The organism is Cobetia sp. 1CM21F (genome assembly GCF_023161745.1).
GTDB lineage: Bacteria > Pseudomonadota > Gammaproteobacteria > Pseudomonadales > Halomonadaceae > Cobetia > Cobetia amphilecti.
Window position 1 is genome coordinate 1,087,854 of sequence record NZ_JALNTQ010000002.1, and the last position, 14,665, is coordinate 1,102,518.

Annotated in this window: 9 protein-coding genes and 1 riboswitch; of the genes, 5 read left to right on the plus strand and 4 right to left on the minus strand. The window is 64.5% G+C overall.

Annotation, left to right across the window (positions count from 1 at the left end; translation table 11 throughout):
- Positions 1–158: 158 nt before the first annotated feature.
- The 3 genes from serS to MSG32_RS10355 all read right to left on the minus strand — a co-directional run bounded on the left by serS (position 159) and on the right by MSG32_RS10355 (position 3,083).
- Positions 159–1,436, minus strand: a complete 1,278-nt coding sequence (serS, locus tag MSG32_RS10345; RefSeq protein ID WP_043332430.1) for a serine--tRNA ligase — start codon at positions 1,434–1,436, stop codon at positions 159–161.
- 131 nt (positions 1,437–1,567) lie between these two features.
- Complete coding sequence (crcB, locus tag MSG32_RS10350) at positions 1,568–1,945, minus strand: fluoride efflux transporter CrcB (protein WP_248379409.1); 378 nt, start codon at positions 1,943–1,945, stop codon at positions 1,568–1,570.
- A gap of 253 nt (positions 1,946–2,198) precedes the next feature.
- Positions 2,199–3,083, minus strand: coding sequence for a hypothetical protein (locus tag MSG32_RS10355; RefSeq protein ID WP_248379411.1), 885 nt, complete (start codon positions 3,081–3,083; stop codon positions 2,199–2,201).
- A gap of 358 nt (positions 3,084–3,441) precedes the next feature.
- Here MSG32_RS10355 and MSG32_RS10360 point away from each other — a divergent pair, with 358 nt between their 5' ends.
- From MSG32_RS10360 to cobO, 5 genes are all read left to right on the plus strand, one after another.
- Positions 3,442–6,687 (plus strand): FAD-binding and (Fe-S)-binding domain-containing protein, encoded by a 3,246-nt coding sequence (locus tag MSG32_RS10360; protein ID WP_248379413.1) that lies wholly within the window; start codon positions 3,442–3,444, stop codon positions 6,685–6,687.
- Between the two features lie 281 nt (positions 6,688–6,968).
- On the plus strand, positions 6,969–8,906 hold the full coding sequence (locus MSG32_RS10365; RefSeq protein WP_248379414.1) for a sodium:proton antiporter: 1,938 nt from the start codon (positions 6,969–6,971) through the stop codon (positions 8,904–8,906).
- Positions 8,907–9,168: 262 nt separating this feature from the next.
- Positions 9,169–10,410, plus strand: coding sequence for a NupC/NupG family nucleoside CNT transporter (locus MSG32_RS10370; protein WP_043332439.1), 1,242 nt, complete (start codon positions 9,169–9,171; stop codon positions 10,408–10,410).
- A 256-nt stretch (positions 10,411–10,666) separates the two neighbouring features.
- A riboswitch (cobalamin riboswitch) is annotated at positions 10,667–10,938 on the plus strand.
- Between the two features lie 131 nt (positions 10,939–11,069).
- On the plus strand, positions 11,070–12,956 hold the full coding sequence (locus MSG32_RS10375; RefSeq protein ID WP_248379416.1) for a TonB-dependent receptor: 1,887 nt from the start codon (positions 11,070–11,072) through the stop codon (positions 12,954–12,956).
- Between the two features lie 111 nt (positions 12,957–13,067).
- Entirely contained in the window at positions 13,068–13,667 is a 600-nt protein-coding gene (gene cobO / locus MSG32_RS10380; RefSeq protein ID WP_043332442.1) for a cob(I)yrinic acid a,c-diamide adenosyltransferase, read from the plus strand.
- 34 nt (positions 13,668–13,701) lie between these two features.
- Here the strand turns inward: cobO and MSG32_RS10385 are convergent, their stop codons facing one another.
- Entirely contained in the window at positions 13,702–14,538 is an 837-nt protein-coding gene (locus MSG32_RS10385) for a helical backbone metal receptor (RefSeq protein WP_248379418.1), read from the minus strand.
- Positions 14,539–14,665: the final 127 nt, after the last annotated feature.

Sequence of the window (14,665 nt, forward strand, 5' to 3'; positions counted from 1 at the left end):
GATGCTACGTTGTAGTCACGCAGCGGAAATAACGAGTGAGGGAATAACGAGTGGTGCGATCGGGCAAGGCCTCTGTCTCCGTGATAAACGAAGGCCCCCGCTTCCATGGGAAAGCGGGGGCCTTGACTACGCGAATCCACTACGGCGATTCACGCACCTCAGACATTGATGGTTTCCACTCCGCCCATGTAGCCACGCAGCGCCTGCGGCACAGTGATGGAGCCATCGGCGTTCTGATGGTTTTCCAGCACGGCGACCAGGCAGCGGCCCACGGCCAGACCGGACCCATTCAGGGTATGCACCAGCTGCGGCTTCTTCTGACCTTCAACACGCACACGTGCCTGCATGCGGCGCGCCTGGAAGTCACGGCAGTTGGAGATGGAGGAAATCTCGCGGTAGGTCGCCTGGCTCGGCAGCCAGACTTCCAGGTCATAGGTCTTGGCGGCGGCAAAGCCCATGTCGCCGGTGCACAGGGTCACGGCACGGTACGGCAGTTCCAGCGCCTGCAGGATGGCTTCGGCGTGGCCGCGCATCTCTTCGAGGGCTTCGTCGCTCTTCTCCGCCGCGACGACCTGCACCATCTCGACCTTGTCGAACTGGTGCTGGCGAATCATGCCGCGGGTATCACGGCCATAGGCACCGGCTTCACTGCGGAAACACGGGGTATGGGCGGTGAACTTGAGCGGCAGACTGCCGGCGTCGATGATCTCGTCACGCACCATGTTGGTCAGCGGCACTTCGGCGGTCGGGATCAGGAAGAAATCACGATCATCGTTGAGCTTGAACAGGTCTTCCTCGAACTTGGGCAGCTGGCTGGTGCCCATCAGGGAGTCGCGGTTGACGATATAGGGTACGTAATATTCTTCGTAGCCATGCTCAAGCGTCTGCTTGTCGAGCATGAACTGCACCAGCGCACGGTGCAGACGCGCGATGGAGCCATGCATCACGGCGAAGCGTGAACCGGTGATCTTGACCGCCAGCTCGAAGTCCAGCTGGCCCTTGAGCTCACCGAGATCCACGTGGTCACGCACGTCGAAATCGAATTCACGCGGCGTGCCCCAGCGGTGCAGCTCGACGTTGTCGCTTTCGTCAGCGCCTTCCGGCACTTCGGCGTCCGGCAGGTTCGGCAGGCTGGCCGCCATGGCGTCGGCCTTGGCCTGCAGCTCATTGAGCTCGGACTTGGCGGCGTCGAGACGCTCGCCCAGATCACTGACTTCTGCCAGCAGCGGCGCGATGTCTTCGCCGCGTGCCTTGGCATTACCGATGGACTTGGAGCGGGTGTTGCGCTCGTTCTGCAGGGATTCCGTCTCGACCTGCAGGTCACGGCGGCGCGCTTCCAGCGCGGCAAAGGCTTCGGTATCCAGCTGATAGCCACGACGTGCGAGGCGCTCGGCAGTCGCTTCAAGATCAGCGCGCAGAAGTTTCGGGTCCAGCATGTGGGAAGGCTCTCTCGTCGGATCACTCAGGCCGCATCGCGGCGCGGAAAGGTTATGCGCACTAGTCTACCTCAGCCATGCCCTGCTTCGCAGCCGCCCAGGCGACAGGAGGACGCGCCCGGGCACGGGAATCACAGCAGGACGCGTGCGATCTTCATGCCCAGCGCGACCATGCCCAGACACGCCACCACACTGACGGCGACATAGACCAGCCCCGCCAGCATGCGTCCGCTCATCATCAGATTGAGCGCCTCGAGGGCAAAGGTGGAGAAGGTGGTGAAGGCGCCGGTGAAGCCGGCCACCATGATCGCCTGGCAGACGGGAGCCAGCTTGAGCTCCTGGGTCACCCAGATGAACAGGAACCCCATCAGGCAGCTGCCGATAAGATTGACGCCGAGGGTCCCCCACGGGAAACCACGCCCGGCGGCGCCGACGATCCAGCCACTGACAAGATACCGTCCCAGCGCCCCGATGGCGCCGCCCGCTGCTACTGCCAACCAGGTTCCCATGTGCCTTGTATGCCCCGTGCTCGATTCATTGCGAGTGAACGCTGGGCAACGCCATGGATCGGCCGCCAGCCACTCTGGCACCCGAGGGTGCCGCCTAGCGCTCCATTGTAGGAAAATCGCCAGCCACGGGGAATCCACGACTCACGAAAGGCAGGTTGAACAAAGCACGACACCCGCGATGCGCCTCATGACCAATGGCATCGCGGGTGTCTGAGGGTGGCTGAGAGCGGAAGGCATCAGGCGGCAGAGCGTCTCATTCACTGCCGGGTGACACACTGCCCTGCTCGATCTCCGCGCGCAGTTGCTCCAGCACATGCTGCCATTGGCGGTGTGCGCCTTCCTTGCCCCCGAGCTGCTCAAGACCGCGTGCCGTCCAGGTGCCGGGGGTGCCGATACGCGAGGCAAGCTCGCCGGGCGGGGTATCAGGGTGGGCTTCCATCAAGGCCAGCGCATCACGCAACTGCGCCATCAGCAACAGGCGCGCCTGGGGGCCGCTCATGCCGGGCACCGTCTGGAACCAGTCGAGCAACGCCTGCTGCTGCGCCATTTGCCAGGCATTCACGCAGACCGCCAGCATGCTGGCCTCGAAGGCCGCTTCATCATCGAAGGCGATGATCTGCCGGACCGCCGGCCCGAGCAGGTCGCGCGTCAGCGGGTCTTCCGGATAGAGCGTGAGGGCGCTCTGCCCTTCACAGACTGCCAGCCCCGTCATCACCCGCACCACTCGCGCCGGCGCGAACCAGCGCTGCAGCTGCTGCAGTGGCACACCGGCCGCCAGCACCATCAGGTGATGATCCTTGCTCAGTGCGTGACTTTCACGCAGCTCACTTGCCAGCGCCTCGAGCTGATCTGGCCGCACCCCGACCAGCATGCACAGGCTCGATTCACATACCGCGACGTTGCTTGCGTGGCGGATGGCACCGAAACGCCAGCCCAGACGGTGGCTGCGCACGTCGTTGCGCGGCGAGAGGTGGAATTCCAGATCATGCCGCGAGCGGCCTTCGCGCTGACAACCGCGCGCCAACGCGACCAGCAATGACTCCGCCAACTCCCCCACCCCCAGCACTCCCAATCGCGTGGGCGGCTGGCGAGACTCGCGATGACAGGTGGAGGTCGAGGAATAGGTGGACGATGCCATGAGCTAACTCCTGATGACTCAGCGGAAGAGGGAAGACAGCTTCAAGGGAAGAAACGGAGGGGTCACGCCATGACGGCATGCCTTGCGATGGCTGACGGTACCACTGAAGCGGCGACTGACGCCTGACAATCGCCCGCAGCATGTGCACTTCATCCCCCTTGCTGCTTGCATTCAGGCGCACACGCCTTGGTTTGATGACTCCTCACAGCGTAGTCATTCCTCACTCCTTTCACCTGAATTCCCGTCTCGCGAGTGACGCAATGCCGCGCTGGGCTGGGGCCACACGCCCAGCTCAGGTAAGCTTAGGCCCATTGGCCCTGGATGCCTGCCTGACGCGACTCACTGCCCGAGCGAGATCATGACCGAACGCCTGCTGGATATGCCCGCCCCCGTCGATTCCCTCTATCTGGACTTCCTGGCCGCCCTGCGAGATGCAGGCTTTGCCGGTGACATCAGTCCGGACTACGCCAACCGCACCGTGTTGTCGACCGACAACTCGCTCTATCAGGTGCTGCCTCAGGCCGTGGTCTACCCGCGCCATGCCGAGGATGTCCAGCGCATCGCGCGCCTCTCCCACGAGCCACGCTTTTCGGGCGTCACCCTGGCGCCACGCGGCGGCGGTACCGGCACCAATGGCCAGTCGCTCAATGACGGCGTGCTGGTGGATGTCTCGCGGCACATGAACCGCATTCTCGAGATCGATGTCGAGAACCGCCGAGTGCGCGTCGAGGCCGGCGTGGTGAAGGACCAGCTGAATGCCGCGCTCAAGCCGCATGGCCTGTTCTTCGCCCCGGAGCTCTCGACCTCCAACCGCGCCACCATTGGCGGCATGATCAATACCGATGCCTCCGGCCAGGGCAGCTGCGAATACGGCAAGACACGTGACCACGTGCTGGCGCTCGACAGCGTCCTGCTCGACGGGACACGACTGTCGAGCCATGCCATCGACGACACCGAGCTCGAGACACTGTGTGCACGTGATGACCGCGTCGGTGAGGTCTACCGCACCGCACGTGCCATCGCCGATGAGCGCGCCGAGGAAATCGCCGATATCTTCCCGCCGCTCAACCGCTGCCTGACCGGCTACGACCTCGCCCACCTGCGCGAGGCCGATGGGCGCTTCAACCTCAACAGCCTGCTGTGCGGCGCCGAGGGCACGCTGGGCTTCGTGGTCGAGGCCGAGCTGAATGCCTTGCCCATCGCGCCCTGCTCGACGCTGATCAACCTGCGCTACGCAAGCTTCATGGACGCACTGCGCGACGCCAAGGCGCTGATGGCGGTCGAGGGCAATCGCCCGACCTCCATCGAGACGGTGGATGACACCGTGCTCAACCTCGCCATGCAGGACTTCGTGTGGGATAGCGTCGAGGAATTCTTCCCGGCCAGCGCCGAAGGCACCCCGGCCATCGGCGGCATCAACCTGATCGAATTCAATGCCGACAGCGAAGAGGTGCTGGATGCCAAGGTCCGCGCCTTCAGCGAGCACCTGGCCAGCGATACCAGCGTCGAGCGTCTCGGCTTCACCGAAGCCCGCGGTCGCGCGCAGATCGGTCGTGTCTATGGCATGCGCAAGCGCTCGGTGGGCCTGCTGGGCAATGTCGACGGCGAAGCCCGCCCGCTGCCCTTCGTCGAGGACACCGCCGTTCCGCCGGAACATCTGGCCGATTACATCGCCGAATTCCGCGCCGCGCTGGATGCCCGTGGCCTGCGCTATGGCATGTTCGGCCATGTCGATGCCGGCGTGCTGCACGTGCGCCCGGCGCTGGACATGAAGGACCCCGCCCAGCAGGCGATGATTCGCGAGATCTCCGATGAGGTCGCCGCCCTCACCCACAAGTACGGTGGTCTGCTGTGGGGCGAGCACGGCAAGGGCGTGCGCTCCGAGTACTCGCCACGCTTCTTCGGCAGCCTCTACGGCGCGCTGCAGGATGTGAAGGCAGCCTTTGACCCGCACAACCAGCTCAATCCGGGCAAGATCGCCTCCCCGCGCCTGTCAGTGGCGCTGGTCGACGACGCAGGCACGAGTGATGCTGGCGCCAGCGAAGGGGGCAGCGAAGAGGGCAGCGAAAGCAACAAGCGTGATCACGCTGACAGCGCCGTCGAGGCCTTCGACCCCCGCTTGATGCGCATCGATGACGTGACCATGCGCGGTGATCTCGACCGTCAGATCGATGAGCGCGTGTGGCAGGAATATGCCAGCGCCGTCTACTGCAACGGCAATGGCGCCTGCTACAACTACGACCCCAACGACGCCATGTGCCCGTCGTGGAAGGCGACTCGCCAGCGCATCCACTCGCCCAAGGGGCGTGCCAGCCTGATGCGTGAGTGGCTGCGCCTGGAAGGCAACGCCGGACGCGACGTGATCGCCGAGGCCCAGGCCGCTCGTACCCCGGGCCTCAAGGGCACCGGCATGTGGCTGGCGCGTCTGCCGGCGCGCCTCAGCGCCTCGCTCAAGGCACGCCGTGCCGGCACCGCACAGGCTGAGGGTCAGTCTGACGCCAACTTCGACCAGCAGGTCTACGACGCCATGTCTGGCTGCCTGGCGTGCAAGTCCTGCGCGGGCCAGTGCCCGATCAAGGTCAACGTGCCCGATTTCCGCAGCCGCTTCCTTGAGATCTATCACCATCGTTATCAGCGTCCGCTGCGCGATTACCTGATCGGCAGCCTCGAATTCGTGCTGCCGTGGGCCGAGCGCGTCACGCCGCTCTATAACGGCCTATTGACCAACAAGCTGGTCAGTCGCTTGCTGGAAGGCCCTATCGGCATGGTCGATGCGCCGCGCCTGTCACGCGCCAGCCTGCGCAGACAGCTCAAGAGCTGGGGCGTGTCCGAGGCGACGCCGACCCAGCTGGGCCGTCTGACCGAATCCCAGAAGGCCAGAAGCGTGATCCTGGTGCAGGACGCCTTCACCAGTCACTTCGAGGCCCAGCTGGTGATCGACATCATCGAGCTGCTGTCGCGACTCGACATCCATGTCTTCGTCGCGCCCTTTGCCCCCAATGGCAAGCCGCTGCAGGTGCAGGGCTTCACCGGCGCCTTCCAGCGTACCGCGCGTGCCCAGGCCGAGCGTCTCAAGGCGATCGCCGATTTCGGCGTGCCGCTGGTCGGCATCGACCCGGCGATGACCCTGACCTATCGTCAGGAGTACGTGAAGACCCTCGGCCCGGACGCGGTCCCCGACGTCCTGCTGCTGCAGGAATGGCTGATCAGCCTGCGCAAGCTGCTGCCGGTCGGCGTCACCAAGACGGTGCTGGGCAAGATGGACCCGGGCATGAAGCTTCTGAGCCACTGCACCGAGAGCACCAATGCCCCGGGCTCGGCCAAGGCCTGGCAGCAGGTCTACTCCGCCTTCGGCCTCAAGCTCGAGACCATCGCCACCGGCTGCTGCGGCATGTCCGGTACCTACGGCCACGAAGCGCGCAATCTCGAGACCTCGCGTGCCATCTATGACCTGTCGTGGAAGGCCGTGGTCGAAGACGACGCCAATCAGGGCAAGCTGGTCGCCAGTGGCTACTCGTGCCGCAGTCAGAGCAAGCGTTTCTCCGGCAGCCAGTTGCCGCATCCGCTGCAGGCATTGCTGCCGCTGCTGCGTCGCGCCCAATGAGTGATCGCGTCTGCCCGACGCCATCACGTGGGCACGACAGAGAAAGGAAATGAGGAGAGCGCGATAAGGCAACGCGACGTTGCATATCACGGAATCAATCGCTAGGCTGCGCCCTTTCGGCCTGCCGCGCGGCAGCTGAGTGGCGCCTGCCCCCTGCTTCAAGCCTTTGCAGACCAGCAGGGGCAAGGGCCACTGACAGACGGCTGAGACACAACGAAACGATGAGCGGTGACCGCAACAGTGGCACCGCTCATTTTCGCTGACTCCAAGGAAGACATCCGATGACCGAACCTGCTCTGGCCCTGACCCTGATCGGTCTGATGGCCCTCGGCTGCCAGTGGCTGGCCTGGCGCATGCGCCTGCCCGCCATCCTGCCGCTGTTGATCGTCGGCATCCTCGCCGGCCCCGTCACGGGCTGGCTGAAGCCGGATGAGCTGCTCGGCGATCTCTTGTTCCCGCTGGTGTCGCTGGCGGTGGCGGTCATCCTGTTCGAGGGCAGCCTGACGCTGGACTTCAAGGACCTGCGCGGTCATGGCCATATCGTCAGGCGACTGGTCACCACCGGGGTGGTGATCACCGGCGTGATCGGCACCGTGGCCGCCCACTATCTGCTCGACATGCGCTGGGAGATGGCCGCCGTGCTCGGTGCCCTGCTGGTGGTGACAGGTCCGACGGTGGTGATGCCATTGCTGCAGACGCTGCGCGCGCGCGGCAACCTGACCCAGATCCTGCGCTGGGAAGGCATCATGATCGACCCGGTCGGCGCGCTGCTGGCGGTACTGGTCTATGAGTACGTCGCGCTCGGCATGACCGGCAATGCGGCCTCGCACACCCTGTTGCTGTTCGCCCAGACGGTGGGCCTCGGGCTCGGCATGGGCGCGCTGGGTGGCTGGTGCTGGGGGCTGGTGCTGCGTCATTTCTGGCTGCCGCAGAAGCTGCACAACTTCGGCACCCTGATGGTGATGCTGGGGCTGTTCGCCATCTCCAACACCCTGTTCCATGAATCCGGCCTGCTGACCGTCACCGTGATGGGCGTGTGGCTGGCCAACATGCGCGGCGTGCCGACCCAGCAGATCATCGAGTTCAAGGAGACCCTGACGGTTCTGCTGATCTCGGGGCTGTTCCTGCTGCTGGCGGGGCGCCTGACCGTCGAGCAGCTGTCCCTGCTGTCGTGGCCGGCGTGGATCTTCCTGGCGGTGTTGATGTGGGTCGCACGCCCCCTGACGGTCTGGCTGTGTACCCTGGGCAGCGGGCTGACGCTGCGCGAGAAAGCCCTGCTGGCCTGGCTTTCACCGCGCGGCATCGTCGCGGCAGCGGTCGCCTCGCTGTTCGCCCTCAAGCTCGAGTCCCAGGGCATCGAGGGCGCCGAGATGCTGGTGCCGATGACCTTCCTGGTCATCATCGGCACCGTGGTGGTCCAGAGTCTGCTGTCGCGTCCCATCGTCAAGGTACTGGGCGTCGGCGAGCCGCCGCCCTCGGGGTTCCTGATCCTGGGCGCCAACTCGGTGTCGCGCCAGGTCGCCCGTGAACTGGTCGATGCCGGTTTCTCGGTACGCCTGACCGACACCAACTGGGACGCCGTGCAGGAAGCGCGCATGGCGGGCCTGCCGGTCTACTACGGCAATCCGCTCTCCGAACATGCCGCCCAGCATCTCGAGCTGACCGGCATCGGCCACCTGATGCCGCTGTCGCCCTATCGCGAACTCAATAGCCTGGCCGCGCTGCACTTCGAGCACATCCTGGGTCATGGGCGTGTTTTCCGGCTCGCCGAGGACAACGGCAAGAACGCCAAGCGTCAGCAGGACCAGGCGCTGGGGCATCTGCCGCTGCTGTTCGATGGCAAGATCACCTATGCCAAGCTGGCGAGCCTGCTCTCTCAGGGCGCGCAGTTCCGACGTGCGCGCATCACCGAGAGCTTCAGTCTCGAGGATTACCGCAGGATTCATGAAGAGCGTCTGCTGCCGCTGTTCTGCATCAGCAGTCAGGGTCACATCCGGATCGCCAACACGGCCGTGGCGCTGGAGCCCAAGGCCGGCGAGACGCTGATCAGCCTGATCCATGCCGACTCGCCAGAGCTGAACAAGACCACCCAGCCCAGGACCGACAAGGTCGAAGCTCCCCAGGCCGACAAGGGCACGGGCGGCAAGTCCTCACAGACGCCGCCGGGCTCGGGGTCAGGCCCCCTGCCGGCCAGTCGCCTGCCGGGCGCTGGCACCTGACAGCGGGCAGACTCAGCATCTCATCGGAATATCACGACGCACCATCACGACGGAAGGCACGAGGCTCGCTCATGGCGGGCCTCGTGCGTGTTGACGCAGGCACGCCTCGCGCGATTCACAAAAAATGCGTCAAACGTTAGTGGCAGACTCCGACAGAGGGCAAAAATACTGGTAGAGTACGCGCCAGTTTTGGCCATACGTCCTGTGGCCAGCGCTATTGCCTTGTCCTCAACGTAACACCTACGCATTCAGGAGCTGCTTGATGCAGATCGTCATGGGCCTGGTGGGCGTCTTCGCCCTGCTGGGGATTGCCTTCCTTCTCTCTGAAAACCGACGCGCCATCAGCCTGCGCACCGTACTGGGTGCCTTTGCCATCCAGGCGATGCTGGGGATCTTCGTGCTCTACGTGCCTGCCGGCAAGAGCATGCTGCTTGGGCTCAGCGAAGGTGTACAGGCCGTAATGTCCAGTGCCAACGTCGGCATGGACTTCCTGTTCGGCGGCCTGGTCAGCGACAAGATGTTCGAAGTCTTCGGCGGCGGCGGCTTCGTGTTCGCGCTGCGCGTACTGCCGATCATCGTGTTCTTCTCCTCACTGATCGCGGTGCTCTATCACCTGCGCGTGATGAACGTCGTGATCAGCGTGCTCGGTGGCGGCCTGTCGAAGGTGCTCGGCACCAGCCGTCCGGAGTCCCTGTCCGCGGCCGCCAACATCTTCGTCGGCCAGACCGAAGCCCCGCTGGTCGTGCGCCCGTTCATCGCCGGCATGACCCGCTCGGAGCTGTTCGCCGTGATGACCGGCGGCCTGGCCTCGGTGGCCGGTTCCGTACTGGTGGGCTACGCCTCGCTGGGCATCGACCTCAAGTACCTGCTGGCAGCCTCCTTCATGGCGGCGCCGGGTGGCCTGCTGATGGCCAAGATGCTGATCCCGGAGACCGAGACCAAGACCCAGAGCGTCGAAGAAGCGCTGGGCAAGGACATCGATCGTCCGACCAACGTCATCGACGCCGCCGCCTCCGGCGCGGCCTCTGGCGTGCAGCTGGCGATCAATGTCGGCGGCATGCTGCTGGCCTTCATCGCGTTGATCGCGCTGGGCAACATCATCGTCGGCTGGGTCAGCGGCCTGTTCGGCTATGAAGACATCACGCTGCAGCTGCTGCTGGGCTATGCCTTCGCCCCGGTGGCCTGGGTCATCGGCGTGCCGTGGCACGAAGCCATCCAGGCGGGTAGCTTCATCGGTCAGAAGCTGGTGCTCAACGAGTTCGTCGCCTTCGCCGATCTCGCCAGCCACCAGATCAAGCTGTCCGAGCACTCTGAAGCCATTATCATCTTCGCACTGTGCGGCTTCGCCAACCTGTCCTCCGTCGCCATCCTGATGGGCGGCCTGGGGCTGATGGCACCGAACCGTCGCGGTGATATCGCGCAGATGGGCATGAAGGCGATTCTCGCCGGCACGCTCTCCAACCTGATGTCAGCGAGTCTCGCCGGTCTGTTCCTGTCTCTCTAGAGACACTCGCTTGTGAGCCAGTCTCCAGAGAACTGGCTTCTGTAGCATGAGCTTCCATGGAGCAGACACCGCCAACTGGCCAGACCGTCATCTCGACAACGCCCGCCCCGTGCGGGCGTTGTCGTATCTGGCACAACCTGAGACGTAGCCTCTGACTTACCCTCTGCTCGCCCTCTGACTTCTCCCCCTGAATGACCGCGTCTGAGCGGCCCTGGGTGGCAGCCTGCGCAACGCCGGTTTGCCGATTGACTCCCTCCCCCCCGCCCCAGACAATGGTTCACGTTGAAGCCAGGGTGTTCGGGAAACGGGTGAAAACCCCGTACTGCCCCCGCAACGGTGATCGCAACGCTCATGCAGGTCGACCACGATCGACAAGATCGACACGGCCAGCCACTGCCTCCGGGAGGACCTGTCATTCAGGCCTCCCCCAAGGGAAGGAGGTGGGAAGGCGCATGAGGGGGTGAGGCTCCTGCCATTGGAGTCCACCAGGCGTCAGTCCGGAGACCGGCCCTCGCTTCCACACTGGTTGATGCGGAGGGCCTCACCAGTGGCAAATCTCCCGCGACGGGCCTGCTTGATAAGGGCGCGTGCGGGGGACGTGTGCTCGCGCACCCTGTCACGCTGTCCTCCTCATTGCGTCTGACGCTTGAGGATCATTCATGAAACACAACAACACTCGTGGTCGCGCATCCGCGCAGGCCAGCTTCACCCTCGTCGGTAGCCTGCTGCTGCTGACCCCGCCCGCCGTCGCTGCTGATGCGCTGACCACCGATTCATCCGAGGACCTGGACACCGTCCAGGTCACCGCCAATCGCATTCCGCAGCTGCAGAATGATGTGCTGGCCAGCACCGACGTCATCACGCGTGACGAGATCGATCGCCTGCAGGCCAATTCGCTGGTCGATCTGCTGCAATCACGCAATGGTATCGAGGTCGCCCGCAGCGGCCCGATGGGCAGCCAGACCAGCCTCTTCATGCGCGGTACCGAGTCCGACCACACCTTGATTCTGGTCAATGGCCAGCGTGTCGCCAACAGTGCCGATGGCCTGGCGCATTTCGAATTCCTGCCACTCGCCGCCGTCGAGCGTGTCGAGATCGTGCGTGGCCCGCGCGCCAGCGTCTACGGCGCCGATGCCATCGGCGGTGTGATCAACCTGATCACGCGTGGCGGCAACGAAGTCGGTCAGCATGCAGAAGTCACCCTGCGCGCCGGCAGCGACGGCACCTTCCGCCAGAACGCCCAGTTCAGCTCGGTGGAAGACGACACACGCCTCTCGGCCAATCTCCATCATGATGAGAGCGATGGCTTCTCGGCCCGCGATACCGGCAGTGAAGATGATGGCTACGAGGCCACGGGCGCCGAACTGCGCCTTGGCCACGACTTCGGTCAGCAGGCCACGCTCAGCCTCGGCGTCGCCAACACCGAGACCGATTACGACTATGACGACTGCTACGACAGCAGCTTCAGTGCCTCGGAAGACTGCCACGGCGAAGGCAGCCAGATGGTATTGGATGCCAGCCTGCTGACGCACCTGAACCCGAACTGGGACATGACGGTCAGCGTGGCGCGCACGCGGGATGAGTACGAGAACACCGAAGCCGGCAGCGATGCCGGGCGTGTCGCCAGTACTCGCAACGAGGTCGGCCTGCGCCACGACTTCTACACCGACCTCGGCACGCTCAGCCTGGGGGTGGACCATCGCGAGGAAAGCCTGGATGCCGATGGCCCCTACTTCACCGCCGAGGGCTACAGCGTCGATAGCCGCTATGCCACCGGCGTCTACGGCAGCTGGCACCTTCAGCAACAGCGTCACCACGTCACGACCAGCCTGCGTTATGACGACGACAATCGTTATGGCCACCAGATGACGGGCGGCTCCAGCTACGCCTATGATCTGACGGCCGCGCAACAGCTCGGGGCCAGCTATTCCAGCGCGTTCAAGGCACCGAATCTGATCGACCTCTACAGCCCCTACGGCTCCGGCAATCCGGACCTCGATGCCGAGACCTCCACCACGGCCGAGCTGTTCTGGCGCCTGCAGCAACATCACTGGCATCTGGGCCTGAATGCCTTCCAGACCGATATCGACAATCTGATCAGCTACGAGGGAGTCGACTTCTCACCGATCAATATCGATCGCTCACGCATCCGTGGCGTCGAGCTGAGCAGTGGCTGGCAAGGCGAGGCCCTGAGCGTGAACCTTGCCATGACCTGGCAGGACCCGGAGGACCGCGATACCGGTGAGCAATTGAAGCGCCGCGCCCAGCGCTTTGCGCGCCTGGACGCCGATTACGCACTCGACGACTGGAGCTTCGGTGCCACGCTGCGTGGCAGCGCCAGCCGCAGCGATACTGACGCAGACACCTACACCGACACGCGCACCGCTGGCTATGGCGTGGTCGATCTGCGCACCAGCTGGCAGGTGATGCCGAACGTCAAGCTGAGCGCCAAGCTGGATAACGTCTTCGATCGCGAATATCAGCTGGTCAATGGCTACAACACCCAGGGCCGTTATGTGGAAGGCGGCGTCACCTTCTTCTTCTGATCGGCTTTCCCGGGGTGCCTCTTTTGAAGAGCCTCGGGCGACAACCAGCCACACATACCACAGCACCGTCCCCCGGGACGGTGCTGTGCCTTTGACTCACGGAGCATACGCATGACGGACCGCAATACCCGACACAAGGCCGCGATGGAAAAGCTCAAGTCGCATGTCGATGACAAGGTGGCACAGGCCACTGAGGAGCGCGGCCAGCTGCTGGTGTTCACCGGCAATGGCAAGGGCAAGACGACCGCTGCCTGGGGCACCATCACCCGCGCGCTGGGCTATGGCTACAAGGTCGGTGTCATCCAGTTCATCAAGGGGCTGTGGGAATGCGGCGAGCGCGAACGGCTCGCCGAGGATGCCAATCTCGAAGTGCATGCCATGACCACCGGCTTCACCTGGGACACCCAGAATCGTGAGGCCGATACCGCCGCCTGCCAGGCCGTGTGGCAGCAAGCGCAGCGCCTGATGCGCGATGACAGCGTCTACCTGGTAGTGCTCGACGAGCTGACCTACATGGTCAAGTTCGGCTATCTGCCGCTGGAGGAAGTGATGACGGCACTCGAGAATCGCCCTGCGGAGCAGACCGTCATCATCACCGGGCGCAATGCCAATCGTGAAATCGTCGCCTGTGCCGATACCGTCACCGAGATGACCGAGATTCGCCACGGCTTCAATCATGGCCTCAAGGCGCGGCGCGGCATCGATTTCTGAGCGTGCTGCACGAAGCGCCCTGACTCCGCCGCCCTCAGTCCGACGCCTGCACCGTCGCGATGGCAGCGCAGACCTCTGCCATCGCCTCGACACTGCGCGGGCCGGGACGACCGATCAGGTCAGGAGTCAGACCCGCCAGTGCCACCTCGGAAAGTGGCCCTTCATCCGCGCGCCAGGCGGCAATCCACTCCTCGCGCGCCGGCCCCTTCGCGACCGGATGCAGAATCAGGTGCGGTCTGGCCAGCCACAAGGCTTCCCGGTTGATCTGCGGCACCACGGCGGGCGAGTCCGTCAGCAGCGGCTCACCGCCGCAGCGCCGAATCAGCTCATTGACCAGGTGATTGCCACCCAATGTCGTCATCGGGCTCTCCCCCAGCTGGAAGAAGACCGGCAAGGGGGCGCTGTCGCGGGAGCGCTCCAACTGCTCGATTCGCGCTGCGAGCGCCGCCACACGCGTATCCGCGATATCGCGGGTGCCCAGCAAGGCGCCAAGCCGAGCGATATTGGACAGCACGTCGTCGAGTGTCGCGGGCTCGCTGACGAAGACGGGCATCCCCAACGTTGTCAGACGCTCATGCATCTCATCGGAAAGCCCACTGCCCCATGCCACGATCAGGTCAGGCCGCGCACTGAGTAGTGCCTCCAGGTTGGGCCCGTGATAGCTGGCCAGGCGCGGCAGCTCGCTGACCGCAGGGGGGAAATCACTGCCCTGACTCACGCCGATCAAGGCCGGCAAGCCTCCCGCCGCCGCCACCAGCTCCGCCGCGTGTGGGGCCAGCGTGACCACCCGCTGCGCTGGCTGTGACAGCGTCACGACATCGCCTGCATCGTCGATCACCTCACGCCCGGCGGCCAGGGCAGGCGACGCCATCAGCAATGTCATGACGAGCACCGACACTGCCTGTGCAGCGCCACGTATCCAGCGCAGTCTCTCGTGTACCTTCACGCATCGCCCCCATTGCTGATACTTTCAAGCCTATCGCGCCCGCATTCATGCC